The organism is Caulobacter sp. GW456-12-1-14-TSB4 (genome assembly GCF_059424195.1).
Map to the genome: position 1 here is coordinate 78471 of NZ_JBWKZF010000016.1, position 25895 is coordinate 104365.

The 25895-nt window shown below is 68.3% G+C and carries 29 protein-coding genes, 1 tRNA gene and 1 pseudogene; 19 read left to right on the forward strand and 12 right to left on the reverse strand.

All coding sequences use genetic code 11. From position 1 onward, the window contains the following. From AC07YH_RS16015 to AC07YH_RS16025, 3 genes are all read right to left on the reverse strand, one after another. The gene (locus AC07YH_RS16015) at positions 1 to 1887 is read right to left on the reverse strand and encodes a polysaccharide biosynthesis protein (protein ID WP_494747964.1); all 1887 of its coding nucleotides are present in this window, start codon (positions 1885 to 1887) and stop codon (positions 1 to 3) included. An 83-nt stretch (positions 1888 to 1970) separates the two neighbouring features. Then, complete coding sequence (locus AC07YH_RS16020; protein ID WP_494748000.1) at positions 1971 to 3179, reverse strand: molybdopterin molybdotransferase MoeA; 1209 nt, start codon at positions 3177 to 3179, stop codon at positions 1971 to 1973. Between the two features lie 137 nt (positions 3180 to 3316). Beyond that, on the reverse strand, positions 3317 to 4144 hold the full coding sequence (locus AC07YH_RS16025; protein WP_494747965.1) for a ferredoxin--NADP reductase: 828 nt from the start codon (positions 4142 to 4144) through the stop codon (positions 3317 to 3319). A gap of 452 nt (positions 4145 to 4596) precedes the next feature. Between AC07YH_RS16025 and AC07YH_RS16030 the strand changes: the two genes are divergently transcribed. The 4 genes from AC07YH_RS16030 to nusG all read left to right on the forward strand — a co-directional run bounded on the left by AC07YH_RS16030 (position 4597) and on the right by nusG (position 6550). Continuing rightward, complete coding sequence (locus AC07YH_RS16030; protein ID WP_494747966.1) at positions 4597 to 5016, forward strand: hypothetical protein; 420 nt, start codon at positions 4597 to 4599, stop codon at positions 5014 to 5016. 472 nt (positions 5017 to 5488) lie between these two features. Beyond that, a tRNA-Trp gene (locus AC07YH_RS16035) sits at positions 5489 to 5564 on the forward strand. Between the two features lie 97 nt (positions 5565 to 5661). Beyond that, entirely contained in the window at positions 5662 to 5982 is a 321-nt protein-coding gene (gene secE, locus AC07YH_RS16040) for a preprotein translocase subunit SecE (protein WP_494747967.1), read from the forward strand. A gap of 10 nt (positions 5983 to 5992) precedes the next feature. Further along, a complete protein-coding gene (gene nusG, locus AC07YH_RS16045; protein WP_494747968.1) occupies positions 5993 to 6550 on the forward strand; it encodes a transcription termination/antitermination protein NusG in 558 nt (185 codons plus the stop codon). A 58-nt stretch (positions 6551 to 6608) separates the two neighbouring features. On the opposite strand, the gene AC07YH_RS16050 is transcribed toward nusG, so the two are convergent. Next, positions 6609 to 7445, reverse strand: a complete 837-nt coding sequence (locus AC07YH_RS16050) for a methyltransferase domain-containing protein (protein ID WP_494747969.1) — start codon at positions 7443 to 7445, stop codon at positions 6609 to 6611. A 165-nt stretch (positions 7446 to 7610) separates the two neighbouring features. Here AC07YH_RS16050 and AC07YH_RS16055 point away from each other — a divergent pair, with 165 nt between their 5' ends. Together AC07YH_RS16055 and AC07YH_RS16060 are read left to right on the forward strand one after the other, a co-directional pair. Beyond that, complete coding sequence (locus AC07YH_RS16055; protein ID WP_494747970.1) at positions 7611 to 8495, forward strand: AraC family transcriptional regulator; 885 nt, start codon at positions 7611 to 7613, stop codon at positions 8493 to 8495. A 156-nt stretch (positions 8496 to 8651) separates the two neighbouring features. Continuing rightward, positions 8652 to 9032 (forward strand): hypothetical protein, encoded by a 381-nt coding sequence (locus AC07YH_RS16060; protein WP_494747971.1) that lies wholly within the window; start codon positions 8652 to 8654, stop codon positions 9030 to 9032. Between the two features lie 10 nt (positions 9033 to 9042). Here the strand turns inward: AC07YH_RS16060 and AC07YH_RS16065 are convergent, their stop codons facing one another. After that, positions 9043 to 10173, reverse strand: a complete 1131-nt coding sequence (locus AC07YH_RS16065) for an acyltransferase family protein (RefSeq protein WP_494747972.1) — start codon at positions 10171 to 10173, stop codon at positions 9043 to 9045. 171 nt (positions 10174 to 10344) lie between these two features. On the opposite strand from AC07YH_RS16065, the gene AC07YH_RS16070 reads away from it, so the two are divergent. Continuing rightward, positions 10345 to 11076, forward strand: a complete 732-nt coding sequence (locus AC07YH_RS16070; RefSeq protein WP_494747973.1) for a DUF6683 family protein — start codon at positions 10345 to 10347, stop codon at positions 11074 to 11076. On the opposite strand, the gene fabA is transcribed toward AC07YH_RS16070, so the two are convergent. From fabA to AC07YH_RS16085, 3 genes are all read right to left on the reverse strand, one after another. Continuing rightward, complete coding sequence (gene fabA, locus AC07YH_RS16075; protein WP_494618440.1) at positions 11073 to 11603, reverse strand: bifunctional 3-hydroxydecanoyl-ACP dehydratase/trans-2-decenoyl-ACP isomerase; 531 nt, start codon at positions 11601 to 11603, stop codon at positions 11073 to 11075. The genes AC07YH_RS16070 and fabA overlap by 4 nt on opposite strands. Positions 11604 to 11702: 99 nt before the next feature. Next, positions 11703 to 13526, reverse strand: coding sequence for a DUF885 domain-containing protein (locus tag AC07YH_RS16080; RefSeq protein WP_494747974.1), 1824 nt, complete (start codon positions 13524 to 13526; stop codon positions 11703 to 11705). A 39-nt stretch (positions 13527 to 13565) separates the two neighbouring features. Beyond that, complete coding sequence (locus tag AC07YH_RS16085) at positions 13566 to 14234, reverse strand: TetR/AcrR family transcriptional regulator (protein WP_494747975.1); 669 nt, start codon at positions 14232 to 14234, stop codon at positions 13566 to 13568. A gap of 78 nt (positions 14235 to 14312) precedes the next feature. On the opposite strand from AC07YH_RS16085, the gene AC07YH_RS16090 reads away from it, so the two are divergent. Both AC07YH_RS16090 and AC07YH_RS16095 read left to right on the forward strand, forming a co-directional pair. Beyond that, positions 14313 to 15428: an FAD-dependent oxidoreductase gene (locus tag AC07YH_RS16090; RefSeq protein WP_494747976.1), complete on the forward strand. Its 1116-nt coding sequence runs from the start codon at positions 14313 to 14315 to the stop codon at positions 15426 to 15428. Between the two features lie 6 nt (positions 15429 to 15434). Continuing rightward, positions 15435 to 15527, forward strand: a pseudogene (locus AC07YH_RS16095) (hypothetical protein); the annotation flags it as partial. 12 nt (positions 15528 to 15539) lie between these two features. Here the strand turns inward: AC07YH_RS16095 and AC07YH_RS16100 are convergent. After that, positions 15540 to 15998, reverse strand: coding sequence for a winged helix-turn-helix transcriptional regulator (locus AC07YH_RS16100; RefSeq protein WP_494748001.1), 459 nt, complete (start codon positions 15996 to 15998; stop codon positions 15540 to 15542). A gap of 71 nt (positions 15999 to 16069) precedes the next feature. Between AC07YH_RS16100 and AC07YH_RS16105 the strand changes: the two genes are divergently transcribed. Both AC07YH_RS16105 and AC07YH_RS16110 read left to right on the forward strand, forming a co-directional pair. Beyond that, positions 16070 to 16798: an SDR family oxidoreductase gene (locus tag AC07YH_RS16105; RefSeq protein WP_494747977.1), complete on the forward strand. Its 729-nt coding sequence runs from the start codon at positions 16070 to 16072 to the stop codon at positions 16796 to 16798. Further along, positions 16780 to 17400: a 2-hydroxychromene-2-carboxylate isomerase gene (locus AC07YH_RS16110; protein WP_494748002.1), complete on the forward strand. Its 621-nt coding sequence runs from the start codon at positions 16780 to 16782 to the stop codon at positions 17398 to 17400. Before AC07YH_RS16105 ends, AC07YH_RS16110 begins: the two co-directional genes overlap by 19 nt. 116 nt (positions 17401 to 17516) lie before the next feature. Here the strand turns inward: AC07YH_RS16110 and spt are convergent, their stop codons facing one another. Further along, the gene (gene spt / locus AC07YH_RS16115) at positions 17517 to 18734 is read right to left on the reverse strand and encodes a serine palmitoyltransferase (protein WP_494747978.1); all 1218 of its coding nucleotides are present in this window, start codon (positions 18732 to 18734) and stop codon (positions 17517 to 17519) included. Between the two features lie 119 nt (positions 18735 to 18853). Here spt and AC07YH_RS16120 point away from each other — a divergent pair, with 119 nt between their 5' ends. The 6 genes from AC07YH_RS16120 to AC07YH_RS16145 all read left to right on the forward strand — a co-directional run bounded on the left by AC07YH_RS16120 (position 18854) and on the right by AC07YH_RS16145 (position 22721). After that, complete coding sequence (locus tag AC07YH_RS16120; protein ID WP_494747979.1) at positions 18854 to 19495, forward strand: TetR/AcrR family transcriptional regulator; 642 nt, start codon at positions 18854 to 18856, stop codon at positions 19493 to 19495. Positions 19496 to 19655: 160 nt separating this feature from the next. Continuing rightward, entirely contained in the window at positions 19656 to 20087 is a 432-nt protein-coding gene (gene rplK / locus AC07YH_RS16125; protein ID WP_058346464.1) for a 50S ribosomal protein L11, read from the forward strand. 4 nt (positions 20088 to 20091) lie between these two features. Continuing rightward, entirely contained in the window at positions 20092 to 20778 is a 687-nt protein-coding gene (rplA, locus tag AC07YH_RS16130; protein ID WP_494747980.1) for a 50S ribosomal protein L1, read from the forward strand. A 110-nt stretch (positions 20779 to 20888) separates the two neighbouring features. After that, a complete protein-coding gene (locus tag AC07YH_RS16135; protein ID WP_494747981.1) occupies positions 20889 to 21128 on the forward strand; it encodes a type II toxin-antitoxin system VapB family antitoxin in 240 nt (79 codons plus the stop codon). Further along, positions 21128 to 21523, forward strand: a complete 396-nt coding sequence (locus tag AC07YH_RS16140) for a type II toxin-antitoxin system VapC family toxin (protein WP_494747982.1) — start codon at positions 21128 to 21130, stop codon at positions 21521 to 21523. Before AC07YH_RS16135 ends, AC07YH_RS16140 begins: the two co-directional genes overlap by 1 nt. Beyond that, on the forward strand, positions 21489 to 22721 hold the full coding sequence (locus tag AC07YH_RS16145; RefSeq protein ID WP_494747983.1) for a BaiN/RdsA family NAD(P)/FAD-dependent oxidoreductase: 1233 nt from the start codon (positions 21489 to 21491) through the stop codon (positions 22719 to 22721). The genes AC07YH_RS16140 and AC07YH_RS16145 overlap by 35 nt, the downstream gene beginning before the upstream one ends. Here the strand turns inward: AC07YH_RS16145 and AC07YH_RS16150 are convergent. Then, positions 22718 to 24067 (reverse strand): alpha/beta fold hydrolase, encoded by a 1350-nt coding sequence (locus AC07YH_RS16150; RefSeq protein WP_494747984.1) that lies wholly within the window; start codon positions 24065 to 24067, stop codon positions 22718 to 22720. The two genes, AC07YH_RS16145 and AC07YH_RS16150, sit on opposite strands and share 4 nt — an antisense overlap. Before the next feature lie 58 nt (positions 24068 to 24125). Beyond that, a complete protein-coding gene (locus AC07YH_RS16155) occupies positions 24126 to 24572 on the reverse strand; it encodes an SgcJ/EcaC family oxidoreductase (protein ID WP_494747985.1) in 447 nt (148 codons plus the stop codon). A 374-nt stretch (positions 24573 to 24946) separates the two neighbouring features. Between AC07YH_RS16155 and rplJ the strand changes: the two genes are divergently transcribed. Beyond that, entirely contained in the window at positions 24947 to 25465 is a 519-nt protein-coding gene (gene rplJ, locus AC07YH_RS16160) for a 50S ribosomal protein L10 (RefSeq protein WP_492085471.1), read from the forward strand. A gap of 46 nt (positions 25466 to 25511) precedes the next feature. After that, a complete protein-coding gene (rplL, locus tag AC07YH_RS16165; RefSeq protein ID WP_492924812.1) occupies positions 25512 to 25892 on the forward strand; it encodes a 50S ribosomal protein L7/L12 in 381 nt (126 codons plus the stop codon). Positions 25893 to 25895 lie beyond the last annotated feature (3 nt).

The window sequence follows — 25895 nt, forward strand, 5'->3', positions numbered from 1 at the left end:
CTACGACGCCCGGATTTTCACCACCTTCGACGGCCCGACCTGGCGCAGGTCCTCGACCAGATCGAACAGGGCGGCGCGGACGGCGGCTTCGTCGCCGTCCTCGGCCAGGGCGTCCAGGGCCTCCAGGCGCTTGTCGGCGATGACCGGGGCGTCGGCCAGGCGCAGGGCTTCCATGATGCCGGGAGCCTTGGGGCGAGCGACTTCGTTCACGTCGACCAGGGTCTCGGTCAGCTTCTCGCCGGGACGCAGGCCGGTGATCTGGATCTCGATGTCCTTGCCGGGGGTCAGGCCCTGCAGCTCGATCATCCGGCGGGCCAGGTCGATGATCTTGACCGGCTCGCCCATCTCCAGGGTCAGGACGCCGGCGTCGGGCTCGGAGGCGATGCGCGACAGGGCCACGGCGCGCAGCACCAGCTGCACGGCCTCGGGGATGGTCATGAAGTAGCGCTCGACCGCGGCGTCGGTCAGGGTGATCGGGCCGCCCCGGGCGATCTGGCTCTGGAAGATCGGCACGACCGAGCCGGCCGAGCCCAGCACATTGCCGAAGCGGACGATGCTGACGCGCATGTCGCCGCCGCCGCCATATTGGCGGGCCACCGCTTCTGCGACGCGCTTGGCCGCGCCCATGACGCTGGTCGGGGCCACGGCCTTGTCGGTGGAGATCAGGGCCAGGTGCGCCGCGCCGCAGGCCTTGGCGGCGATGGCGACGTTGCGGGTGCCCAGCACATTGGTGCGCACGCCCTCGCAGGGGTGGTTCTCGACCAGGGTCACGTGCTTGAGGGCGGCGGCGTGGAAGATGATGTCGGGACGCTGCTCGGCGAACACGCGCTGGACCCGGGCGGCGTCGCGGACGTCGCACAGCAGTTCGCGGCGCGGCATGCTGGGCCAGGTCTGGGCCATCTCGCGGTCGATGTGGAACAGGTTGTATTCCGAGGCGTCGACCATGGTCAGGTGGGCGCAGCCGCTGGCGGCGATCTGACGGCACAGCTCCGAGCCGATGCTGCCGCCAGCCCCGGTGACCAGCACGCGGCGGCCCGAGACCAGGGCGCGGACGGGCTCGGGGTCGAGGCGCACGGGCGGACGGCTGAGCAACTCCTCGATGCTGATCTCGCGCAGCACGGCGGCGGCCGCGGTGTCGGCGCCCATCTCGACCACGCCGTGACGGCGCAGCAGGCGCACGCCCTCGGCCTTCAGGCGGCCCAGGCGCTCGGCGCCGAAGGTGCTCATGGCGCTGTCGGTCAGGAACAGGATGGCCGACGGCGGCAGGCCGCTGTCGCGCAGACGGGCCAGCACCCGGTCGAAATCGGCGATCGCGCCCAGCACGCAGACGCCGCGCAGCTCGTCGCCGGTCTCGCGGTCGGTGGGCGAGACCACGCCGATCGGGGCGTAGCGCTCACCAAGGCCCGCCGGCGCGCGCAGGAAGGCCTCGGCCTCGTTGGCCGAGCCGACGATCAGCAGGCGCGGCAGGGCGGGCTGCAGCGAGGCGGGGCCCAGGCGCAGGACCGATTCGAACAGCTGGCGCTCGTGCAGGCTGCGGCGGATGACGCGCAGGGCCGACAGGAAGGTCGCCTGGATCAGGGCCGCGCCGGCGACCATGCGCAGGCCGCCGTCGATGCCCGGGTGGACGAAGCGGGTGATGGCCAGGAAGGTCGCCGCCGTCAGCACGGCCGAGCGGAACAGGCGCAGGTGGTCGCTGGCGGAGACGAAGCGCCACGGGGCGCGCTCGACGCGGAACAGCAGCTCGACGATCAGCGCGCCCAGGCCGTAGTAGCCGGCCTGCGCCAGCGTATCGAGCGTGAAGGGCATGTCGATGACGAGGTAGCGGCCGAACAGCAGGGCCAGCGCGGCCAGCAGCACGTGGGTCGCGATCTTGCCTGCATGCCCCATGAAAGAACCTCTTGGCCTGAAGGTCGGGTCCGCACCCGGGAAACGGGTCGGGCTTAGCACGCCAAATTGCCGCCGTCGCGGTTTCAGCCGCGACGCAGGGGCAGAACTTCGACGACGTCGTTCGCCGAGGCAGCGGGCGCGCCCGCTCGCCGTCGCAACAGAGCATCGGCCCGAGCGAAGACGCCGACCAGTGAGGAATCCTGATCCGGGAAGGCGCGGGCGAGGGTTCGCCCCTCGGGATCGATCGACAGGGCCGCGCGCATCCAGTGCTCGCGCGGGCCGGTGGCGGGTAGGGGCTCGGCCAGGCGAGCGGGGAACAGGCGGACCTCGGCGCAAGCGCCCGTCAGCGCCGCCAGCAGCGGGCGCAGGAAGAGCTCGGCGCAGACCAGGGCCGAGGCGGGGTTGCCGGGCAGGCCCAGGACTTGGCGGCCGTCACCAAGACGACCGGACCAGGTCGGCTTGCCGGGGCGCAGGGCGACGGTCTCGAGGGAGAGCGTCAGGCCCAGGGTCTTCAGCGCCGGCTTGACCAGGTCGTGGTCGCCGACCGAAGCGCCGCCGATGGTGACGATCAGGTCGGCTTCGACGGGCTCCACGGCGGCGGCGATGGCGGCGGCGTCATCGCTGGCCGCGCTCAGGCGGAAGGCTTCGCCGCCCCAGGCCTCGACCAGGGCGACCAGGCTGAACGAACCGCTTTCGAAGATCTGGTCCGGGCGGGGCGCCGCGCCGGGCGGGACCAGCTCGTCGCCGGTGGCCAGGATCGCCACGCGCGGGCGGCGGGCGACGGCGACCTCTGCCAGGCCCGCCGAGGCGACCAGGCTGAGCCGCCAGGGATCGATGACGACACCGGGCGCCAGCAGCACGTCGCCGGCCTGGAAGTCGCCGCCGGCCGGGCGGGTGTTGGACTTGGGATCGTCGCCCGCGTCAAAGCGGACGGTTTCGCCGTCGCGGACGGCCTCTTCCTGGATGACCACGAGGTCGGCGCGGGCCGGGACCGGGGCGCCGGTGAAGATGCGCACGGCCTGGTCGGCCTGGACGAGGTGCGGATAGGCCTTGCCGGCCGCGCTCTCGCCGGCGATCGCGAAGGCCTTGCCCGGGGCGTAGTCCGCGCGGCGGATCGCCCAGCCGTCCATGGCCGAGGCGTCGAACGGCGGCTGCGGGCGGGTGGCGGCGACGGTCTGGGCCAGGACGCGGCCGAGGCTGGCTTCGAGCGCGACGGTCTCGACGCCGAGGCGCGCGGCGCCGTCGAGGATCCGGGCGCGGGCGTCTTCGACGGTGAGGTTCTTGAGGTCCATGGGGCGGATATACACCTCTGCTCCCCCTCTTGGGGGAGCTGTCGCGGAGCGACTGAGGGGGCTAATGCGGCCTTGGCCGAGCTGGCCCCCTCCGACTCTTCGGGCCACCTCCCCCAGCGGGGGAGGAGATTCTCAGGCTACCCCACGAACGCCCGCTCGATCACGAAGTCACCCGGATCGGCATTCGAGCCTTCCTTCAGGCCGTGGGCTTCGAGCAGCGCCGCCGTGTCCTTGATCATGGCCATCGAGCCGCACAGCATGGCGCGGTCGTGCTCGGGATCGAACTTCGTCTGCTCCAGGCCCAGGTCGCTGAAGATTTTGCCCGAGGTGATCAGGTCGGTGAAGCGGCCCTGGCGCTCGAACGGCTCGCGGGTCACGGTCGGGTAGTAGGTCAGCTGGGCCTTGGCCTCGTCGCCGACCAGCGGGTCGTCGTGGATCTCGCTGGTGAACAGGTCGCGATAGGCCAGCTCGCTGACCTCGCGCACGCCGTGGGCGACGATCACGCGCTCGAAGCGGCTGTAGGCGTCGGGGTCGCGGGCCACCGACAGCCAAGGGGCCAGGCCCGTGCCGGTGCCGAACAGGAACAGGCGCTTGCCGGGGCGTACGGCGTCCAGCACCAGGGTGCCGGTCGGCTTCTTGCCCAGCAGGATGTCGTCGCCCGGCTGGATCAGTTGCAGGCGCGAGGTCAGCGGGCCGTCCGGGACCTTGATCGAGAAGAATTCCAGCTCCTCGGCGAAGTGCGGCGAGGCCACCGAATAGGCGCGCAGGATCGGCTTCTTCTCGCCCAGTTCCTCGCGGGCGGGCAGGCCGATCATCACGAACTCGCCCGAGCGGAAGCGCAGGGACGCCGGCCGGCTGATGCCGAAGCTGAACAGGCGGTCGGTCCAGTGTTTGACCCACAGCACCTTTTCGACGTGGAACGGGGCTTCCTTGACCGGGGCGGCGGCAGTGGCGGTGGCCGTCATCTGAGCTCTGAAATCCTTGGGAGAAACGGGTGTCGCCACGGCCCTGAGGCGACGCCTGTCTCATGTGTGCAAGCCCGTCTTGATGTCAACGCCGGTTGTCTAAAGCCGTCTTCGGAAAAACTTCGCCACCCGGTGCGGAGTGCGCGCCGCTGTGTCGGCGAGTCGAAAGATCAATCCCAGTATTCGCTCAATCACAAAAAGCGGCGTCTCGGTTCGTGAGCAAATGTTCAGATGAGAAAAGGTGTCATCTGGGTCGGTACCAGATTGCGCGGTGCAGCATCGAGTTTCGCAATCCCATGCGTGGCTCATCCGGTTAAGGACAATCTTTTTCCCAAACCGTCAAAACGCCGGACCAGTTTTTCGAAAGCGTCAAAAATGTGATTGCCGGTATTCGAAACGAGGCGCAGACTTCCTTTTGCTTCGTTCGCGGAGCCAACGATACGGAGGAACGTATGCGGGTAAGGTTCATAGAGGCCGCCGCGGCGGCCGGTCTGTTAGCGTTTGGTTTGGCTGGTTGCAGTGACGGCGGCGCGAAGACGAAACTCGCGCAAGCCAATCAAGTTGTTCTGGAAGCGACCCCTGTCACGGTGTCGGGCTGCGTGCGGCCCGTCGAGAAGACCGACTGCCTGGTCGTGAAGGGACGTGGCGGCGGCTACTACGACATCAGCAGCGCCAGCCCGGCGCCGGACCTGTCGAAGGGCGTCGCGGTGTCGCTGCGCGGCAGCGACATGGGCAAGAACACCCAGTGCGGCCGCGAGCTGACGAACGTGAAGTTCACCTATCTGGGCATCCAGTGCGGTCCGACCCCCACGCCGGCCAGCGACACCACGGCCGACAAGGGCGAGAAGACCAAGCAGGCCAAGGCCGGCTAGGTCGTTCTTCGGTCCTGACGGAACAAGGCTGAAGCTTCAGCCCTCGCCGGAGCCCGGATCGGTTCGGGTCTTCGGCGAGCGGACGCTGTCGGCCGAGCCGTGAGGTTCGGTCGCCGGACGCGGAGGCTCGCCCTCGCGTGACGAGGGCTTCTGGTTCTCGTTCTCGACCTCCCGATTCGACGGGCGGTCGGATGACGGGGATGGATTGCTGATCGTGGGCATGGCGAAACAACGCGTGCGCGGGGTCTTCGATCCTTGCCGGGAGCCCTTCGAGAGGCCCACGGGGCGGGACAAAAACCCCTGTCGGGCGCGCGAAGGCGCTCAATCCTTTGCGCGCCGCTTGCTCGCCGTACGCGACCCTGCTAAATGGCGCGGCTCTGGCGACAGAACACGGCGCGCCGAGGCTGAAAAGCCTCCCGGCGCGCTGTCTGTCTCCGGATGTCCGTCGGCCCGAAAGGGTCGGTCGGAATGCAGGAGTGTAGCTCAGCTGGTAGAGCGTCGGTCTCCAAAACCGAAAGTCGTGGGTTCGAGTCCCCCCACTCCTGCCACTATATATATTTGACGGGTCGCTTTCGGGCCCGGCTATGGCCACCGGGCCGCTTGTCGGTCCGGGATCCAGTTTAGGAAGTCGTGAGCCTCTAAAGCATGGCCAGGAAACCGGGATCGAACCCGTCCGCGATCAAGAACCGCGCCGCTAAGACGGCTGCGGCGATGGCGCCCGCCGGGGCTGGCGCGGCTGTCGCCGCCGCCCCCGCCGCACCCAAGAAGCGCACCAGCCCGGTGCAGTTCTTCCGTGAAGTGCGCGCTGAAACCCGCAAGATCACCTGGACCAGCCGCAAGGAAACCTGGATCACCTCCGTGATGGTCTTCATCATGGTGGTTCTGGCGTCGTTGTTCTTCCTGGCCGTCGATGGCGGCCTGGGCTTCGCCATCAATCAGCTGCTGAAGCTGGCGACCGCGGGATAAGATAGAGACGATGAGCACCGAAACCGCGTCCAACCCGAACCACAAGTGGTACATCGTCCACGCCTACTCGAACTTCGAGAAGAAGGTGGCCGAGAGCATCCGCGAGCAGGCCAAGAACCAGGGCCTGGAAGAGAATTTCTCGGAAATCCTCGTGCCGACCGAAGAAGTCGTCGAGATTCGCCGTGGCCGTAAGATCAACGCCGAGCGCAAGTTCTTCCCGGGCTACGTCCTGGTGAAGATGAACCTCTCGGACGAAGCCTATCACCTGATCAAGAACACCCCGAAGGTCACGGGCTTCCTGGGCAGCGGCTCCAAGCCGATGCCGGTCTCCGAAAAGGAAGTTCAGCGCATCGTCGGCGCGATCGAGGAAGGCGTCGAGAAGCCCAAGACCGTCGTCCTGTACGAAGTCGGCGAGAACGTCCGCGTCATCGACGGCCCGTTCGCCAGCTTCAACGGCTCGGTCGAGCAGGTCGACGAAGAGAAGGCCCGCCTGCGGGTCACCGTCTCGATCTTCGGCCGCGCCACGCCGGTCGAGCTGGAATACGCCCAGGTCGAGAAGATCTCGTAATTACAGTCCGTTTAGGATTGCCAAAGCCCCGCGCCGCAAGGCGCGGGGCTTTTTGCTTTCAAGCCTCCGCCAAGGCTTCCTTCCGGCGCGGCTCGTTCTTCCAGTAGTCCAGGAAGCCGGCCTTGAAGAGGAACGGCGCATCGGTCCGCGCCGCGTTCAGGCGCTCGACGTGCTGGGCCACGCGATCGGGATCGCCGCGGAACCAGACCCACAGGCTGGCGGCGACGCTGTAGATCGAGCAGCTATAGCCCCAGTCGCGGAAGAGCCGGTCCATGGCCGCGTTCGAGAAGAACGCGCTGTGCGGCGGCTGCAGATAGAACCAGTCGGGATCGCTGGGCACATGCTCGGCCACTAGCGTGTGGATGGCCAGGGCGCCGCGGGGGGCGACCAGGGCCTCGACCCGGTCCCACTGCGCGCGCCGGGTCAGGTGCTCGAACACCGAGGTGGTGATCACCATGTCGAAGGCGCCGTCCTCGAGATCGGCGGCCGACAGATAGTCCGTCGCCTTGCCCATATAGTCGTCGTGCTTGAGCAGGGTCAGGCCGTGATCGGCCTTCAGCAGGGCCGACAGGCTGCCGTCACCGCAGCCGAAGTCGAGCCAGCGGCCCTCCGACGAAATCAGGCCCGCGCGCGCCAGATCGGCCAATGCCGTCGCCTGGGCGGCCAGCCGGGTCTTCCAGCGCGGGTCCAGGTCGTTGGCCTCCTGTCCCTGATAGGTCGAGTGGCACAGCTCGTTCATCCGCGCGAACGCGTCGGGCGACAGCTCGGCATGGGTCCGCGACAGCACGAAGCCGCAGTCGCCGCACCGCCAGTAGTCCACCTGGCCCAGGCCGAAGGCGTCAAAGGTCTTGGAAAAGTCGTGGGCGGCCTCTCCGGCGCAAATCTCGCAGCGCATGGCCAACTCCGTCGAAGCACTGCAGCCAAGCTACACCATTCGGCGGACAGATTTATGATTTCAACGTTAGGGCGAGAAAGTTTCAGGGCCAGGTTCGGCAAACCGCAAGATCGGTCGAGCGCGACCCGCCGGTCAGGGCCTAGGTGGAGCCGCCACGGAGGAACGATGAAGGCGGGGCTTGCGACCTACAATGCCCGGATGCAGCGGGTGCTGGACCATATCGACCAGCATCTGGACGGTGATCTGGACCTGGAAACGCTCGCCTCCGTGGCGGCCTTTTCCAAGTTCCATTTCCACCGTCAGTTCGTGGCTGCTTTCGAGGTGTCCGTGCACCGCTACGTGCAGCTGGCCCGACTGAAGCGCGCCTCGCACCGCCTGGCCGCCAACGCCGGCCAGACCATCACGGAGATCGCGCTGGACGCCGGCTACGACGCGCCGGACGCCTTCGCGCGGGCCTTCCGCAAGCGATTCAAGCAGTCGCCCTCATCGTTCCGAAAAGCGCCCGACTGGGCGCCGTGGCTCGCGGCCTTCGGGCCCTTGAACACCGCCAGGAGCAAGCTGATGCAGATCATCTACGAACCCAGCGACGTGACGATCGTGGACCTGCCGCCGATCCCGGTGGCGATCCTGGAGCATCGCGGCGACCGGGCCACGCTGCCCGCCTCGATCGAGCGCTTCATCGCCTGGCGCAAGGCCGCCGGCCTGTCGCCGCAGACCAGCGACACCTTCAACATCTTCCGCTCGGAGCGGACGCCGGAGAACGCCGACGACTACGCCATGGACATCTGCGTCGGGACCGACCGGCCGATCGACGCGGACGGTCCGGACATGAAGGCCGGCATGATCCCCGGCGGCCGCTGCGCGGTGCTGCGGGTCGCCCACAACACCCACAATCTGGAGGCTCCGGCCCTCTATCTCTACCGCGACTGGCTGCCGGCCAGCGGCGAGGAGGCGCGTGACTTTCCGCTCTTCTGCCGGCGGCATCTGGCGTTCTTCCCGAACGCGCAGGTTCACGACGTGACCGTCGAGTTGTTCCTGCCCCTCAGATAGCGTGAAGTTATCCACAGGGGGGCGGGCGTTGCGGGCATGGGGGTTCAGCGCCTGCTTTCCCCGGATAGAAATGAGTGTTTCCGTTGTGGGCCAGAGGCTTATCCGGAAACGCACGTTTCCGGTCATCCGCGTTCGTGGCGGCCGCATGCTAGGCCCATGAGCCAGACCCCACAGACCCGCACCCGAGACCCCCGCGCTTGGTGCGCCGACATCCAGGCCAAGCTGATGGCCGCCCTTGATGCGGCCTGGGCGGCGATCGACGCGAGCGCCGATCCAACCCTGATCGCCCAGGCCCGCGCCAAGGCCCGCGCCTGCGGCCAGCTCGCCGCCGATGCGCGCAAGATCGCCGCCATGGTCCCGACCGCTTCGCCGGCCAGGACGCGGCGCGAGCCCGCCATCTCCGACGACATGCTCGTGCGGCTTGAAGCGGCGGCGACCGGCGCGCTGGTCCCCGAGATCACGCAAGACACCGGCAAGGCCCCCGCCGCCCAGGCCGTCGCCATGCGCGCGGCGCTGCGGAAGCTGGGGCGGCGATAAGGCGTCGGCTCTATGACATCGCCGCCACCCGCCGGCCCAGGCGCTGGTCCACCCACCGCCCCACCCGCGTCCGCAACGGCTGGTCCACCCAGCGGTCGAAGGCCATGGCGGCGGCGATCGCGACGGGCAGCGACAGGGCCCACAGGCTCCACTGGATCCAGGCGGGCGGAGCGAAGCGCGCGGCCAGGGCGTGGGTGACGTGGAACCAGACCGCCGCCACGAAGATGTGGGTGATGTAGAGGGCGAAGGAGAGCTCGCCGGCGCGAACCGCGACGCCCGCGCCGCGCGTCGTGCGCACCGCGCCGGCGGCGGCGATCAGCACGCCCAGCAAGGCCATGCTCAGGAGGTCGTGACGGCCGAGGGCCTGCAGGCCGATCACCGTCAGGCCCGCGCCCAGCGCCAGCCCGCCGGCCCCGCAGCGCGAGACCCAGTTCAGCTCGCCGGCCCGCGCCAGGCACGCTCCGAACGCGAACAGCGGCAAGGCCCGCAGGACGCCCAGATTGAACGACAGATCGTACAGCGCCTCGCCGTAGACGGCGCGGGTGAAGCGGTCCGCGCCCCACACCAGGGCCAGGCCGCACAGGACCAGCGCCCAGGCGCTCTCCACCTTGCCCAGCCGCCGCCACAGGGGCGGAAAGGCCGCGTAGCAGACGATCAGCGCCGACAGCGACCAGGTCGGCAGGTTCCAGCCCGCGCCGACGCCCAGGCCCCAGGCGTGGACCAACAGGGCCTGGCCGGCCAGCTGGCTCCACTGGTAGCGCTCCTGATGGCCGACGTGCAGGCTCAGCAGCGACGTCAGCCCGACTAGCGCCGCGAACGCCGCCAGCATCACCAGATGCGCCGGCCAGACCCGCAACACGCGCTTGGCCAGGAAGGTCCCCGCGCCCAGTTCGCCGCTGGCCAGCCGCCGGCCATAGGCGCCGCCCAATACGTAGCCGGACAGGATCAGGAAGAAGTCGGTCGCCAGATAGCCGCGCAGGAAGGCGGGGTTCAGGCGTTCCAGCGGCCAGGGCCCCTCGCTCTGGTAGTGGTAGAGGACGATCAGGGCCGCCGCCAGGAAGCGCAGGGCGTCCAGCGCCACACGTCGTGAGCTGTCCCGCATCGGGGCGGGCGTGTCGTCGGGGGACGGATTTTCCGTCATGGCGCCTCGTTTCGGGGCTGGTGGCGAGCGTCGCGCGGGACGCTGCAATCGCGACGCCAGACGCCTTGCTTCTGTCCCCAAAACGGGGCTCGCAACGTCAGGGTGAGGGCGCTAGTGTCGGGGCGCCCGGCGGTTGCTTCCCAACCGCCCGTTCGACCTCCGGAGGAGCCCTTGGCGCGTATCCAGCCAACGATCCTGGCGATCGCCTTCCTCGTCTGCGGCTCGCCCGCCTTGGCGCAGGACGGCTTCGTCAATGTCTACGAGATCCCGTCCAGCGTCTCGATCAACGTCATCAGCAACCAGCTGATGCACGAGCGGCTGAACAAGACGATCCACCACTGGGACATGTATGAGGCCGAGCAGAAGGCCAAGAAGGCCGCCGCCGCGAGAGCCGCGCCGCCGCCGCGCGCCCAGGCCACGGGGCAGGGCGTCTCGCAGCTGGCCGCGGGGCTGCCCAAGGACCAGGCCGCCGTCGGCCAGGCGGCCTATCGCCAGGCCTTCGGCTATCACGAGCAGGTCATCCGCAAGTTCGGCCTGCCGTCGGGCGATCTGGGCGTGGGGCTGGCCAGCGCGGTGGCCGGGGCCTGGATGGCCTACAACAACAAGCCTTTCCCCGATCAGTACTACGTGCCCCTGGTCGAGCAGATGCGCCAGCGCGTCGACGCCAGCGCCCTGGGCGCGATGTCGGCGGCGGACCGCGCCTCGACCTACGAGAGCCTGGCGGTGCTGGGCATGATGCTGGCCAGCAGCCAGATCACCTGGCAGCGCAACCCGCGCGCGCCGGGCGCCGACGCCCTGCTGACCCGGATGCGGGCCCAAGGTGGTGAGACCCTGACCCGCATGCTGGAAACGCCGCCCGACCGCGTCGGCATCGGCGCGGCGGGCGTCTATCCGCTGCGCTAGTCGCGCGACGCGATCATCCCGACCTTGAGGTCGTTGGCCGTGTAGACGCACTCGCCGTCAACGAACATCCGACCGTTGGCGAGGCCCAGGGCCAGCTTGCCCCGGCGGACCTGGCGCAGGCTGATCTCGTAGCGGACCAGCTTGGCCTTGGGCGTCACGTCGCCGCGGAACTTGACCTCGCCGACGCCCAGGGCGCGGCCCTTGCCGGGCGAGCCCGACCAGCCCAGCCAGTAGCCGATCACCTGCCACATGGCGTCCAGGCCCAGGCATCCGGGCATGACCGGATCGCCGATGAAGTGGCAGTCGAAGAACCAGAGGTCCGGGGTGATATCCAGCTCGGCGACCACGTGGCCCTTGCCGAACTCGCCGCCGTCCAGGCTGATCTCGACGATGCGGTCCATCATCAGCATCGGCGGCGCGGGCAACTGGGCGTTGCCCGGGCCGAAATAGCCGCCCAGGCCCGACTTCAGCAGGTCGGCCTTGGTGTAGTGGTCCTGGGGCGTGTGGAAGTCGCGCGGATCGGCCAAGTCTCTCTCCCGTGCCGGGTCCGCGCGGTGGTCTTCAAGCGCCGCCGCGTCCGCCCGAGCTTGGCTCTACCTGCGGGTGCGGCGGCGATATCGTCAAGATCAGGCGGTGAAGCTCATCGTGCTCAGCACCTGCTCCAGCACCACCAGCGGCATGGCCCCGCGCAGCAGCACGTCGTGGAAGGCCTTGGGGTCGAACTTGGCGCCGGCCTTGGCCTTGGCGACGTCGCGCAGGCGCTCCCACTCGGTGTGGCCGATCTTGTAGCTGCACGCCTGGCCCGGCCAGATGCAGTAGCGGTCGATCTCGCGCTGGACCCGCGAGCGCGGCATGCCGGTGTTGTCGACCATGTAGTCGGTGGCCTGGGCGCGGCTCCAGCGCTTGTGGTGCATGCCGGTGTCGACCACCAGGCGCACGGCGCGGAACTGCAGCGACTGCAGGAAGCCGATCTCGCCCAGCGGGTCGTCCTTGTAGGCCCCCATCTCGGCGGCCAGTTGCTCGGAATAGAGCGCCCAGCCCTCGCTATAGGCGGCGAAACCCATGCCGGCCCGGCGCAGCATCGGGATCTCCTGCGAGCCCAGCGCGATCGAGCCCTGCCAGACGTGGCCGGGCAGGGCCTCGTGATAGGTCAGGGTCGGCAGGCTGAACTTCGGCCACTCGGTGGTGTCCTTGAGGTTGATGTAGAAGCGGCCCGGCCGCGAGCCGTCCAGCGACGGCGGCTGGGCGTAGCCGTTCGGGGCGCCGTCCTCGATCTCGGGCGGCACGCGGACGATCTCGACCGGCGCGGCGGGCAGGGTGCGGAACTGGGTCGGCAGCTGGGCGCGGATGGCCTTGGTCTGGGCGTTGAGATCGGCCAGCAGGGTGGCGCGGCCAGCGTCGGTGTTGGGATAGAGCTGGTCGGGGCGGGCCGACAGGGCGGTCAGGCGCTGGGCGACCGTGCCGGTGGTCAGGCCCTGCTTCTTCAGCAGCACGTCGATCTGCGCGGTCAGGCTAGCCACCTGCTCCAGGCCCAGCTTGTGGACCTCCTCGGGCGTGCGGCGGGTGGTGGTCTGGAAGGCCAGGGCCCCGGCGTAGAACGCCTCGCCCATCGGCAGCTTCCAGGCCCCGGCGTCGCCGGTGGCCTTGGGGCGCAGGGCCTCCAGGGCGGCGATCTGGCGGTCGAGGGCCGGCTGCACCTTGCCGCCGACGATGGCGCTGGCGCGGGCGGCCCAGTCGCCGGTGAGGCCGGCCTTGGCGGCGCGGGTGACCAGCGACTGGACGATGCTGGTCTGTTCGGGCGCCGGCGCACGCTGGCGCTTCAGTTGGGCGAGGCCCGCATCGAGCGCGAAGTCGGGCGCCAACACGCCGGCGGCGGCGTCCAGCTTGAACGACGCTGTGTTGTCGTCGAGGACCTTGGCGTAGGCCTCCAGGCGCGAGAGGTAGGCTTCGGCGTCTTCCTTGGTCTTCACCGGATGGCGGGAATCCAGGAAGTCCGGAACCGACTGGTAGGGACCGGTCAGCTGGCTCAGCACATAGGGCGAATAGGGAGCGTAGCCGAAGCCGGCCGCGCCTTCGCCATACGTGAACTTCTCGCCGCCTTCGACGCTGCGCTTGTAGGTGTAGGTGGTGACCTCGTGATCGACCTTGGCGGCCTGCGACAGCTGGGCCGGGTCGATCTTGGCCAGGGCCGCGACGCGCTCCTTGCGGGCGCCGACCCAGGCGGTGCGGGCCGCGCGCGAGGCGTCGTTCAGCTGGGCGCGCTGGCCGGCGCGGGCGCCGACGTCCAAGCCCCGGCTGGTGGCGGTCTCGGGTGAGGCGTCGAGGTCGGCTTCCCAGAACTGGTCCAGCAGCGCCTTGAGCTCGGCGTCTTTCGCGCCGGGCGCGGCGAGGGCCGGGCTGACGGCGAGCGGCGTCAGCGCGACGCCCACGAGAAACTGACGACGATCCATGGATACTCCCCCGCGCCCCTGCGCTTGTTGCGGGATACGTTATCCGATCAGCGTCGCCGCGCCAGCCAGGATCAGGTCGACGCCGGCCAGGAACTGAGCGCGGTCGTCGTGGTCGCGCAGGTTGGCCGCCATCCGGCGCACGAACGGATGCTGGTCGGGGTCGAGCGCCACCCACTGATCGGCGATACCGCCGAGGAAGGCCGAGCGGTCGGTGCGGCCGCTCTCGCGCGCCTGCCGGGCATTGGCGGCGTTCTGGCCCGCGACGCCGAGGATGTAGCTGACCAGGGCCGTGGCGGTGTCGAACTGCGCGGCCTCGGGCACGCCCAGGGCCTGCAGTTGCTGGCCGATCCCCTCGAGAACCTGCAGCGCGGCGGGGCGCGAGGGATCGCGGAAGAACTGGGCGCCAACCCACGGGTGGGCGTTCACGGCGTCGAATACGTCGAGGGCGATGACGCGGACCGCCGCCTTGGGCTCGGCGTCGCGTGGCTTGGCCATGACCTGGGTGACGACCGCGTCGGCCGCGGCGGCCAGCAGATCGTTCTTGTCGGCGACGTGCCAGTAGATCGCCCCGGCCCCCGTCGCGAGTTTCGCCGCGAGGGCGCGGAAGGTCAGGGCCGCCTCGCCGTCGGCGTCGAGGATCGCGATCGCGGCCTCGACGATCCTGGCTTTCGAGAGCGCATCGGCGCGGCGTTCGGTCCTGGGAGCCATGGGAGCGTTCTTGACATGTCTGGAACGATGTTCCAATAGGTCGCCAATGGAACGGCGTTCCAATGTGAAAGGTATCCCATGGTGACGATCATCGGCGCGGGGCTGGGCGGTCTGGTCTTGGCGCGCGTCCTCCACGTCCACGGCGTCGCCGCGAGCGTCTACGAGGCCGAGGCCTCGGCCGACGCGCGGACCCAGGGCGGCATGCTGGATATCCATGAGACCGACGGTCAGCTGGCGATGAAGGCGGCGGGGCTGTTTCCGGAGTTCCAGGCGCTGATCCACGAAGGCGGCCAGGCCTCGCGCGTGCTCGACAAGCATGGGACGGTGCTGCTGGACCAACCTGACGACGGCCAGGGCGGTCGCCCCGAGGTCCCGCGTGGTGAGCTGCGGCGTATCCTGCTGGAGTCGCTGCCGGACGGGACCGTGCGATGGGGCAAGAAGCTGGCCGGCGTCGAGGCGCTGGGCGGTGGTCGGCATCAGCTGACCTTCACCGATGGCGAGGCCGTGACCACCGATCTGCTGGTCGGCGCGGACGGCGCCTGGTCGAAGGTCCGGTCGCTGTTGTCGGACGAGAGGCCCCAGTACATCGGCACGACCTTCGTCGAAGCCTGGCTGAAGGACGTCGACACCCTCTACCCCGCGACGGCCGAGGCCGCTGGCGGCGGCGGCATGTTCGCCATGGCCCCGGGGCAGGGCATCTTCGCCCACCGCGAGCCCGGCGGCGTGCTGCACGCCTATATCGCCCTGAACCGTCCGCTCGACTGGTTCGAGGCGATCGACTTCACCGACGATGCGACGGCCAAGGCCCGGATCGCCGCCGAGTTCGAAGGCTGGGCGCCGGCGCTGACCGCCCTGATCACGCAGACCGACGGACCGCTGATCCCGCGCTCGCTGCATACGCTGCCGGATGATCATGGCTGGGCGCGGACGGCTGGCGTGACCCTGCTGGGCGACGCCGCTCACCTGGCGCCGCCGGCGGGCGAGGGCGCGAACATGGCCATGCTGGACGGGGCGGAACTGGCCCTGGCGCTGGTGGCGCATCCCGGAGACGTCGAGGCCGCCCTGGCCGTCTACGAGGCCGCGATGTTCCCGCGTGTCCGCAAGGCAGCCGAGGACTCCCACGCAACCCTGGCGCTTTGCCTGGACGACAACGCTCCGCACAGCCTGGCCGCGTTCCTAGGTGGGGCGGCCTGAGTCTGCGGGGCCGTCCTCGCCCTTCGACAAGCTCAGGGTGAGGACTTACTGCGGTTCAGTAGAAAACCTCATCCTGAGCTTGTCGAAGGACGAGGTTTTCGGCTCCTCGAACTAAGGCTCCGGAAACCCCGGTCCGGCCCGCGCCTCGACCTGCCGCGCGGTGACGGTCTCTCCACACTCCGAACAGACCTGCACCGGATGGAAGTCACACCCACACCCCTTGTGCCGCCGCAGCACCGGAGGCCCCGCCTTGTCCGCATAATAGCTGTCGCCGAAGTGGGCGATGGCCATGACCACCGGGTGGAGGTCCATGCCCTTCTGCGTCAGCCGGTACTCGTGTCGGACCGGATTATCCTGATACGCCACCCGCCGCAGCACGCCCTCATCGACCAGCACCCGCAGGCGGTCGGTGACGATGGTGCGCGAGACGCCCAGGCGCTTCTGGAACACCTCGAACCGCCGCACGCCCAAGAACACGTCGCGCAGGATCATCAGCGTCCAGCGGTCGCCGATCACCGCCAGGGCGCGCGAGACCGAGCAGGGCTGGTCGGAGAGCTCTTCCCACTTCATCGCGCCATTCTGCATTTGACTCAGTACAGATTCAATACGAACCTGAAGGCATAACAACGGAGGAAGCGGCCATGAGCAGCACGAAGGGCGCCTGCCTGGTGGTGGGCGTCGGCGACGGGGTCGGGAGCGCGATCTCCAAGGCCTTCGCGGCCGAAGGCTACACGGTCTGCATGACCCGCCGCCCGCGTCACCTCGACCAGCTGGAAGCCCTGGCCGCCGAGATCGGGGGCGGCGCCCGCGCCTATGGCATCGACGCCCGCCAGGAGGCCGAGATGATCGCCCTGGTCGACCAGATCGAGGCCGAGGTCGGGCCGCTGGAGATCGTCGTCTTCAACATCGGCGCGAACGTCCGCTTCGGCCTTGTCGAGACCACGGCCCAGGTGTTCAGCAAGGTCTGGGAGATGGCCTGTTTCGCCGGCTTCCTCACCGCCCGCGAGGCGGCAAGGGTGATGGTTCCGCGCGGCCGGGGCACGATCCTGTTCACCGGGGCCAGCGCCTCCCTGCGTGGCAAGGACGGCTTCTCGGCCTTCGCCTCCGCCAAGGCCGGCCTGCGGGCCGTGGCCCAGAGCGCGGCGCGGGAACTGGGACCCAAGGGGATTCACGTCGCGCATATCGTGGTCGATGGCGCGATCGACGGCGTGTTCACCCGCTCGATGCGCGACGACGTCCAGGGCCTGCTGGATCGCGACGAGATCCTGAAGCCCGCTGAAATCGCCGCGAATTATGTCTGGCTGCATGACCAGCCGCGCTCGGCCTGGACCCACGAGATCGACCTGCGGCCCTGGGGAGAGACCTGGTGAGCAAATCCGTCGACTTCATCTTCGACTTCGGCAGCCCCAACGCCTACCTGGCGTGGAAGGTGCTGCCGGCCATCGCCGAGCGTCATGGCGCGACCGTGACCCTACTGCCTTGCCTGCTGGGCGGCATCTTCAAGGCCACCGGCAACCAGGCCCCGGGCGTGGCCTTCAGCGGCGTGAAGGGCAAGCTGGACTACGAGATGCTGGAGATGCGCCGCTTCATCGAGGCGCACGGGCTGGCCGCGTTCCGGTTCAATCCGCACTTCCCGGTCAACACTCTGCTGCTGATGCGCGGCCAGATCGCCGCCCAGCGCGCGGGGGTGGGCAAGGCCTATCTCGACACGATGCTGAAGGGCATGTGGGAGGACGGCCTGAAGCTGGACGACGCCGAGGTGTTCGTGGCGGCGGCCAACGCGGCCGGCCTTGATGGCGGGACCCTGCTGGCGGCGACCGGCGACCCGGACGTGAAGGCCGAACTCGTGACCAACACCGAGGCCGCCGTCGCGCGCGGCGTATTCGGCATCCCAACCTTCTTCGTCGGGAGCGAGATGTTCTTCGGCAAGGAGCGGCTCGGCCAGGTCGAGGCCGAGCTGGCGAAGGGGTAGGCGTTCAGATCAGCGCGGCCGTCCTCGCCCTTCGACAGGCTCAGGGTGAGGACTATTGCCAGCGCCGTTCAGTAGAAACCTCATCCTGAGCTTGTCGAAGGACGAGGTTTCGGCCCCTAGGCCTTCGCCACCATCCGCTCTTGCGCCAGCACGCCGAACTCGTGGCCCAGACGGATCAGCGTCTGCGCCAGGCCGTCCATCTGCGCTTCGGTGTGAGCGGCCGAGATGGCGCAGCGCAGCAGGCTCTCGCCCGACGGCGTGGCCGGCGGCAGGCCGATATTGACGTAGTAGCCGCCGTCCAGCAGCGCCCGCCACATGGCCATGGTGATCTCGTCCGACGGCAGGCACACCGCCACGATCGGGCTGGGCGTCGAGCCCAGTTCGAAGCCGGCGGCGTTCAGCGCGCCGTAGAGGCGCTCGACATTGGCCCACAGCTTGGCGCGCAGGTGCGGACGTTCCTTCACGGCCTTCAGCGAGGCGCGCACGGAGGCCACGGTCGCCGGCGGCAGCGAGGCGGTGAACATGTAGGGGCGGCAGGCCACGCGCAGGATGTCGAACTGCTCGTGGTTGGAGACGCAGTAGCCGCCAACGGCGCCCAGGCTCTTGGAGAAGGTGCCGACCACGAAGTCGACCTGGTCCAGCAGGCCTTCCTGCTCGGCCAGGCCGCAGCCGTTGTCGCCCAGCACGCCCATCGAGTGAGCTTCGTCCACCAGGATGTAGGCGCCGTGGCGCTTGGCGACCTCGACGATGGCCTTCAGCGGGGCCATGTCGCCCAGCATCGAATAGATGCCCTCGACCACGACCAGCTTGTTGCCCGGCTCGCCGGCCAGGCGGCGCAGGCGCTTGTCCAGGTCGGCGGCGTCGTTGTGCTTGAAGCGGATGGCGCTGGCTTGCGTCTGCTTGCAGGCGTCGTAGATCGAGGCGTGGCTGTCGGCGTCCAGCAGCAGGAAGTCGCCCGCGCCGACCAGGGTCGAGATGATTCCGAGATTGGCCTGGTAGCCGGTCGAGAACACCATGGCGTGGCGCATGCCGTGCAGGTCGGCCAGCTCACGCTCCAACGCGACGTGGTCCGAGAACGAGCCGTTGGCGATCCGCGAGCCGCAGGTGCCGGTGCCTTCGCGACGCACCGCCTCGACCGCCGCCTCGATGCTGGCCTCGTCGAAGGCCAGGCCCAGATAGTTGTGCGTGCCCACGGTCACGGTCTTGCGGCCGTTGATGATCGCCTCGCTGGCCGAGAGGAGCTGGTCCATCACCACGCCGGTCGGCATCTGACCGGAAGCGCGGGCAGCCTCGTAGCGGGCGGCCAGGGTGGAGTGCGCGTCGAAGAGTCCCAAGTGCGTGCTTTCTGAATTCGGCCCGGCGCGTCCGCCGCATGGTTCCGCTTGTTTGGAAAATGGAATACAGTCTAAAAATAGACGTATCAATGAAAATGGATTCAGCTCCAAACTCTGGCATGGCCCTGCGGGAACTGGGCAAGGCGCGCCGATACGCCGAGATCGTCGGCGCGGCGGCCGTTCTGTGGCGTGAGCACGAGTTCGACAAGGTCTCGCTGAGTCAAATCGCCGCAACCGCCCGGGTCTCGCCCCAGACCATCTACAATCTGATCGGCGGCCTGGACGCGATCGCGCTGGCGGTCATCAACGTGGCCATGAACCGGGTCGAGTCGCAGCTGAACCGTTCGGCGGCCAGGGGCGTGGCGTTCGCGCTGGAGGCGGCCCGTGTCTCGGCCCAGCACTATATCGACGACGCCCATCTCTATCGGCAGGTGCTGGTGCGGATCCCGCGCGTGCTGTTCGAGGGTACGCATCTGGGCCGCGACGTCGCCCAGATCGTCATTCACGCGATGATCCAGGCCCAGGCCGACGGCGAGATCGCCAACCACGTCGATCCCGACCGGCTGGGGCGGATGATCTACGCCAACTATCTGGGCGCGATCTATGACTGGGCGTGCGGCGACGCCAGCGACGCGGTGTTCCTGGAAACCAGCCAGGCAGCCGTCCTGGCCCCGGCGGCGGCCTGCGCCACCGACGCGACCAGGCCCGCCCTGACGTCGCAGTTCTATACGATGCTGCGCTGCTGCCCGAACGCCGCCTAAGCGCTGGGGTCTCGCAGGCTTTGACTCTCTAGCGCACGGCTGCTAAACGCCCCGCCTCGCTCCTGAACCCTGGTTCTGGGGCGTACTCGTCGTTACGCGGCGGGTTCAAATCCGTGGAAGGGCCGCCAAGCCCGCACCACGGCTCACAAGTGAGGACACTATGGCTAAGAAGATCCTGGGCTACATCAAGCTCCAGGTGAAGGCTGGTTCGGCCACGCCTTCGCCCCCCATCGGCCCGGCTCTGGGTCAGCGCGGCGTCAACATCATGGGCTTCTGTAAGGAGTTCAACGCGCGCACCGAGAACGTCGAAAAGGGCACGCCCCTGCCGACCGTGATCACTGTCTACCAAGACAAGTCGTTCACCTTCATCACCAAGACGCCCCCGGCGACGCACTACCTGAAGCAGATCACCGGTCTGAAGTCGGGTGCGAAGCTGACCGGTCGTGAGACCGTCGGTGAAGTCACGCGCACGCAACTGCGCGAGATCGCCGAAAAGAAGATGAAGGACCTGAACGCCAACGACATCGAGGCCGCGGCCAAGATCATCGAAGGCTCCGCCAAGGCCATGGGCCTGAAGATCGTGGAGGCCTAATCACATGGCTAAGCAACCCAAGCGCATCCAAGCCTGGACCGGCGACCGCGAAGCGACCCACACGGTCGAAGCCGCCATCGCCCTGGTGAAGGCCAACGCCAAGGCCAAGTTCGACGAGTCGATCGAAATCTCGGTCAACCTCGGCGTCGATCCGCGTCACGCCGACCAACAGGTCCGTGGTGTCGTGAACCTGCCGTCGGGCACCGGCCGTGACGTCCGCGTCGCCGTCTTCGCCAAGGACGCCAAGGCCGCTGAAGCGACCGCGGCGGGCGCCGAGCACGTCGGCGCCGAAGACCTGTACGAAAAGATCGCCGGCGGCTTCATGGACTTCGACCGCGTCATCGCGTCGCCGGACATGATGGCCCTGGTCGGTCGCCTCGGTAAGGTGCTGGGCCCGCGCGGCCTGATGCCGAACCCGAAGGTCGGCACCGTGACCCCGAACGTCGGCCAAGCCGTGAAGGACGCCAAGGGCGGCGCCGTCGAGTTCCGCGTCGAGAAGGCGGGCATCGTCCACGCCGGCATCGGCAAGGCCTCGTTCACCGACGAAGCCCTGGTCATCAACGTCAAGGCGCTGATCGACGCCCTGAACAAGGCCAAGCCGTCGGGCGCCAAGGGCATCTACGTGAAGCGTATCGGCCTGTCGTCGACGATGGGTCCGGGCTTCAAGGTGGACACCACCTCGGTCGGCTAATCGCCTTCTGAGATTGAGTTACCTGGACGGGCGCTGGAGCAATCCAGCGCCCGTCTTGCGTTTGGGGCGCAGGCCGGACGATGCTATCTTTCGCTCAGACGGAGGTTCCAATGTCTGTCCACGTTCGTGACCCTGAAGCTGTCGCCATGGTGCAGTCCTATGCCGAGGAGAGGCGCGTCGGGATCGACGAGGCCATCAAGCTGGCGGTGACCAAGGCGCGTGCGGCGGATGAAGACGACCTGGCCAAGCGGCGCGCGGCGCTGAAGGCGATCCGGGACGAAGTCGCTTCGTGGCCTCGGACGGGCGAAGTCGCCGACAAGGCATTCTTCGACGAACTCTCGGGCGACTGATGTTCGTGGACGCCTCGGCCTGGACGGCGATCATTCTCAGCGAGCCCGAGGCGGACGCTTTAGAGGCGAAACTCATGGCCTCCGACTTGGTGCTGACCTCGGCGATTTCGAACTGGGAGACCGCGCGGGCTGTCATGAAGGTCACGCGGCAGTCTCAGTCGCGGGTCCAAGCGGTCATCGCCGGCTATCAGTTGGGCGTGCGCGCGAGTCTCGTCCAGATCGGTGAAGCCGAACAAAACTTGGCGCTCGAAGCTCATGCCCGGTTTGGCAAGGGCGTCCATCCGGCGAGGCTCAACATGGGCGATTGCTTCGCCTATGCCTGCGCCAAGGCCAATGGCGCGCCACTGCTCTATAAGGGCGATGATTTCTCCCATACCGACATTCGGGCGGCCTAGGTTGATCGACAGTGTTTTCGACGTCGCCGTGATCGGCGGCGGGCCGGCTGGGCTGATGGCGGCCGAGACCGTGGCGCGGGCGGGGAAGTCCGTGGCGGTGTTCGAGAAGATGCCGACGTTCGGGCGCAAGTTCCTGATGGCGGGGCGCGGTGGGCTCAATCTTACGCATTCCGAAGAGTTCGAGCGGTTCTCGCAGCGTTATGGCGCGCGGTCGGTGGCGCTGGCCCCGATGCTGGAGGCGTTCGCGCCGAAGGACCTCGTCGCCTGGGCCGAGGAGCTAGGGCAGGCGACCTTCGTGGGCGCTAGCGGCCGGGTGTTTCCCAAGGCGATGAAGGCCTCGCCGCTGCTGCGGGCTTGGCTGGCGCGGCTGGAAGGGCTGGGCGTGCAGCTGCGGACGCGGGCCGAGTGGACCGGCTGGAGCGCCGACGGCGGCCTGCTGATCAATGGCGAGGTCGTGCGGGCCAGGGCGGTGGCCCTGGCGCTGGGCGGGGCGTCCTGGGCCAAGCTCGGTTCGGACGCGGCCTGGGTCCCGATGCTGGAGGGACAGGGCGCGGCCGTCGCGCCATTCCGCGCCGCCAACTGCGGCTTCGACGTCGCCTGGAGCGAGCTTTTCTGTGAACGCTTCGCTGGCGAGCCGCTGAAGAACATCAGCCTGCGTCACGGCGAGAACAGCGCGCGGGGCGACGCCATGGTCGCCGGCTACGGCCTGGAGGGCGGGGCGGTCTACGCCCTGGCGGCGTCCTTGCGCGATGCGGTCGAGGCCGACGGCCGTGCGGTGTTGAGCATCGACCTGCGTCCCGACCTGCCTGTCGAAACCCTGGAGCGCCGGCTGCGCACGCCGCGCGGCGGCCAGAGCCTGGCCAACTTCTTGCGCAAGGCGGTCAAGCTGTCGCCGGTCGAGGTCAACCTGCTGCGCGAGGCGCACGGCCTGGACCTGCCGGCCGAGCCGGCCGGCCTCGCGGCGGCGATCAAGGCCGCGCCGATCGCGCTGACCGCCGTCCAGCCGCTGGACCGCGCCATCTCGGCCGCCGGCGGCGTGCGGTTCGAGAGCCTGGACGGCCTGGCGCTGCGCGATCGACCGAACGTCATCCTGGCCGGCGAGATGCTGGACTGGGAGGCTCCGACCGGCGGCTATCTGCTGCAGGCCTGCTTCGCCACCGGCGTCGCGGCGGGGAAGCAGGCCCTGGCCAGGCTCTAGGGCTTCATCGCCGCCCTGATCTTCGCCGCCATCGCCTCCAGGTCCTTCGGATCGGCGGGCGCATTCTCCGCCAGATAGACGGGCTTGCCGGCGATGCGCGGGATCACGTGGACGTGCAGGTGCGGCACGCTCTGGCCGACGCCGTTGTTCTGCAGGATCATGAAGCCCTCCAGCCCCAGGGCGTCCACTTCCGCTTGACCGACCTTTTGGGCGACGGCCATGACCTTGGCGAGGTCCTTCGGATCGATGTCCAGCAGGTTGCGGGCCTTGGAGGTCTTGGAGATCACCAGCACATGGCCGGCCTCCAGCGGCGCGCGGTCCATGAAGGCCAGGACGTCGGCGTCCTCATAGACCTTGTAGGCCGGCAGCTCGCCCCGGATGATCCTGGCGAAGACATTGTTCGGATCATAGGCGGCCTTCAACGGGATGCGCGAGCCGGTCGGCAGGATCGTCGGGTCGAACTGGGCCAGCCAGCGGACGACCTCGCTCTCCAGCGCGATGCGCGCGTCCGAGAAGCTGTGGTCAGTGGCCATGTAGGTCTCGGTCAGGGCCTTGGCCCCGGCCGCCTTGGCGGCGGCGGCCTGCTTGCGCACGTCCTTGCCGTTGGCGAAGTCGGCGCCGATCATCAGCACCGGTCGGTCGGCGATTTTCGCGGCCAGCGCCTCCAGGTCCAGCTTGGCCTTGTCGCGCTCCATTTCGGCGACGAGCGCCTCGGGCGTGGTGGCCAGCGGGGCGGTGTCGGGGCGCATGCCTTCGATGGCGGCCTTGCGAGCCTTGTCATCGGTGATCTGGGCGGCGTCGCCGGCGATGTTCCACGAGTCGATCATCACGGTCCCGGCCACGCGCGGCTCGGCGGCGGAGGCGTCGGCGGCCATGAAGCCGCCCATGCTGTGGCCGGCCACGACGAGGCGCTTGGGGTCGATGTGGTATTTGGCGGCGTTGGCGGGATCGAGCAGCCAGGCCACGGCCGCCTCGCCGTCGGCGCGGGCGTTGGCGAAGCTGAACTTGCCCTGGCTGCCCCACGAGCCGCGATAGTTGATCCGCATGGCGTTCCAGCCGGCCCGACGCACGGCCTGCAGCAGGTCGATATTGGTCTCGTTGCCCGGAAAGCCGTGCAGGAACAGCAGGGTCGGATGCGGCTGCGTTCCCGAGGCCGTGTAGAGGATGGCGTTGACCTTCGAGCCGGCGATATCGACCTGGAAGGCCGCCATGTCGGCCGGATGGTCCTTGTCGCGCGCCGGATCGGCGACCACGGCCCTGGGCGTCGGCGGGGCCTTCAGCTCCGCGAAGGCAGGGGTGGAGACGGCGAGCAGAAGCGCGGTCAGCGCGGCGATGGTGCGGTGCATGTGGAGGCCCCTCGGTGCGCGGTCATAAGAGCATGGTCTGGCCGCGCTTGGGGAGCCGTCACTTGGCCGGCGATTCCTTGGTCAGCTGGCCGGTGGCGATCTTCCACTCGCCCTTCTCGGACGTCGCCACCAGGACCAGGGCCCGTTGCAGGCCGGCCACCGGCTGGCCGTTCATCAGGAAGTCCATGTGGAAGAAGATCGTCGCCACGTCGGGGCGCAGCATGTGCACCTCCGGGACGTCCTTCTTGGTGATCGTCGTCTTGGCCGCCCAGCCGCCGACGTGGACCTTGGCGAATTCCGACACGATGGCCTCGCGGCCGTGGGTCCGTTCCTCGGCGATGGGCACCCAGATGGCGTCGGGGGTGTAGAGCGCCTCGAAGGCCTTCGGGTCGTGAGCATTCCAGGCGGCGATGAAGCGGTCCGGAAGCGCTTCAGGCCCAGCCGCGTGGGCCAGGGCCGGGACCGATAGCAGGGCGGCGGTCAGGATGGCGGCGTTGCGGTGCATGGAGATCTCCCTCGGCGGCGAGGAGTAGGCCACGACTTTGACAATCCTCCTATCGCTGGCCTGTTGATATCCCCCGCCACTTCGTCTATACGGCCCGCCTCTTCGCTGGACTCCGGTCCGACGGAGAACCTGTTTGAGAACTACGGGGCGTGGGGTCACCAACGCCGTAATCGAGGAAGAGCCCTTCCTCGCCGTCGGGAGACAGGGATAGAGACGCCAAGTCTTCCTGCTCGAGGCCTTCACGGTCCGAGACCGGAACGCGGCCGACTTTCCTTGAAACAGGCATATGCGACTCGCAAGCGGGAGCAATTCCGCATGGGACCGCATCTGGCTGCCGGAATGGTCCGGCCGCTGTTATTGAGTAGGAGACCGCAATGGACCGCGCTCAAAAGCAGGAATCGATCGAGTCGCTGAAAAGCGTCTTCGCCGATGCCGGCGCTGTCGTCGTGACCCACTACATGGGTCTGACCGTTGCGGAAATGACCGACCTTCGTCTTCGCCTCCGCAAGGAAGGCGCCGCGATCAAGGTTGTGAAGAACACCCTGGCCCTCAAGGCTCTGGACGGCAAGCTTGGTGATACGGGCTCTGCCCTGTTCACCGGCCCGGTCGCCATCGCCTATGGCCCGGACGCTGTCTCGGCCGCGAAGATCGCGGTGCAGTTCGCCAAAGAAAACGACAAGCTCAAGATTGTCGGTGGCGTTCTGGACCAGACCAACGTGCTCGACGAAGCCGGCGTGCGTGCTCTGGCGACCCTGCCGTCGCTGGACGAACTGCGTGGCAAGCTTATCGGCCTCATCCAGGCTCCGGCGACCAAGATCGCTGGCGTCCTGCAGGCCCCGGCTGCCCAGCTGGCTCGCGTTTTCAACGCCTACGCGACCAAAGACGCCGCGTAACGGTCATCCCCGCATATCTATCCCAATCTCTCTAAGGAACTGACACATGTCGAAGCTCGAAAAGCTGGTCGAAGAACTGTCCACCCTGTCGGTGCTGGAAGCCGCTGAACTGTCGAAGCTGCTGGAAGAAAAGTGGGGCGTCTCGGCCGCCGCTCCGGTCGCCGTCGCCGCTGCCGGTGGCGCTGCCGCTCCGGTTGAAGCCGCTGAAGAGCAAACCGAGTTCACCGTTGTCCTGGTCGACGGCGGCGACAAGAAGATCAACGTGATCAAGGAAGTCCGCGGCGTCCGTCCGGACCTCGGCCTGAAGGAAGCCAAGGACCTGGTCGAAGGCGCTCCGCAGAACGTCGTCGAAAACGTCTCGAAGCAACAAGCCGACGAAGTCGCCAAGAAGCTGACGGAAGCCGGCGCCAAGATCCAAATCAAGTAATCT

Coding starts and splice junctions, on each gene's coding strand:
- AC07YH_RS16015 (WP_494747964.1), bottom strand. CDS start 1,887: ATGGGGCATGCAGGCAAGATCGCGACCCACGTGCTGCTGGCCGCGCTG.
- AC07YH_RS16020 (WP_494748000.1), bottom strand. CDS start 3,179: ATGGACCTCAAGAACCTCACCGTCGAAGACGCCCGCGCCCGGATCCTC.
- AC07YH_RS16025 (WP_494747965.1), bottom strand. CDS start 4,144: ATGACGGCCACCGCCACTGCCGCCGCCCCGGTCAAGGAAGCCCCGTTC.
- AC07YH_RS16030 (WP_494747966.1), top strand. CDS start 4,597: ATGCGGGTAAGGTTCATAGAGGCCGCCGCGGCGGCCGGTCTGTTAGCG.
- secE (WP_494747967.1), top strand. CDS start 5,662: ATGGCCAGGAAACCGGGATCGAACCCGTCCGCGATCAAGAACCGCGCC.
- nusG (WP_494747968.1), top strand. CDS start 5,993: ATGAGCACCGAAACCGCGTCCAACCCGAACCACAAGTGGTACATCGTC.
- AC07YH_RS16050 (WP_494747969.1), bottom strand. CDS start 7,445: ATGCGCTGCGAGATTTGCGCCGGAGAGGCCGCCCACGACTTTTCCAAG.
- AC07YH_RS16055 (WP_494747970.1), top strand. CDS start 7,611: ATGAAGGCGGGGCTTGCGACCTACAATGCCCGGATGCAGCGGGTGCTG.
- AC07YH_RS16060 (WP_494747971.1), top strand. CDS start 8,652: ATGAGCCAGACCCCACAGACCCGCACCCGAGACCCCCGCGCTTGGTGC.
- AC07YH_RS16065 (WP_494747972.1), bottom strand. CDS start 10,173: ATGACGGAAAATCCGTCCCCCGACGACACGCCCGCCCCGATGCGGGAC.
- AC07YH_RS16080 (WP_494747974.1), bottom strand. CDS start 13,526: ATGGATCGTCGTCAGTTTCTCGTGGGCGTCGCGCTGACGCCGCTCGCC.
- AC07YH_RS16085 (WP_494747975.1), bottom strand. CDS start 14,234: ATGGCTCCCAGGACCGAACGCCGCGCCGATGCGCTCTCGAAAGCCAGG.
- AC07YH_RS16090 (WP_494747976.1), top strand. CDS start 14,313: ATGGTGACGATCATCGGCGCGGGGCTGGGCGGTCTGGTCTTGGCGCGC.
- AC07YH_RS16100 (WP_494748001.1), bottom strand. CDS start 15,998: ATGAAGTGGGAAGAGCTCTCCGACCAGCCCTGCTCGGTCTCGCGCGCC.
- AC07YH_RS16105 (WP_494747977.1), top strand. CDS start 16,070: ATGAGCAGCACGAAGGGCGCCTGCCTGGTGGTGGGCGTCGGCGACGGG.
- AC07YH_RS16120 (WP_494747979.1), top strand. CDS start 18,854: ATGGCCCTGCGGGAACTGGGCAAGGCGCGCCGATACGCCGAGATCGTC.
- rplK (WP_058346464.1), top strand. CDS start 19,656: ATGGCTAAGAAGATCCTGGGCTACATCAAGCTCCAGGTGAAGGCTGGT.
- rplA (WP_494747980.1), top strand. CDS start 20,092: ATGGCTAAGCAACCCAAGCGCATCCAAGCCTGGACCGGCGACCGCGAA.
- AC07YH_RS16135 (WP_494747981.1), top strand. CDS start 20,889: ATGTCTGTCCACGTTCGTGACCCTGAAGCTGTCGCCATGGTGCAGTCC.
- AC07YH_RS16140 (WP_494747982.1), top strand. CDS start 21,128: ATGTTCGTGGACGCCTCGGCCTGGACGGCGATCATTCTCAGCGAGCCC.
- AC07YH_RS16145 (WP_494747983.1), top strand. CDS start 21,489: ATGATTTCTCCCATACCGACATTCGGGCGGCCTAGGTTGATCGACAGT.
- AC07YH_RS16150 (WP_494747984.1), bottom strand. CDS start 24,067: ATGCACCGCACCATCGCCGCGCTGACCGCGCTTCTGCTCGCCGTCTCC.
- AC07YH_RS16155 (WP_494747985.1), bottom strand. CDS start 24,572: ATGCACCGCAACGCCGCCATCCTGACCGCCGCCCTGCTATCGGTCCCG.
- rplJ (WP_492085471.1), top strand. CDS start 24,947: ATGGACCGCGCTCAAAAGCAGGAATCGATCGAGTCGCTGAAAAGCGTC.
- rplL (WP_492924812.1), top strand. CDS start 25,512: ATGTCGAAGCTCGAAAAGCTGGTCGAAGAACTGTCCACCCTGTCGGTG.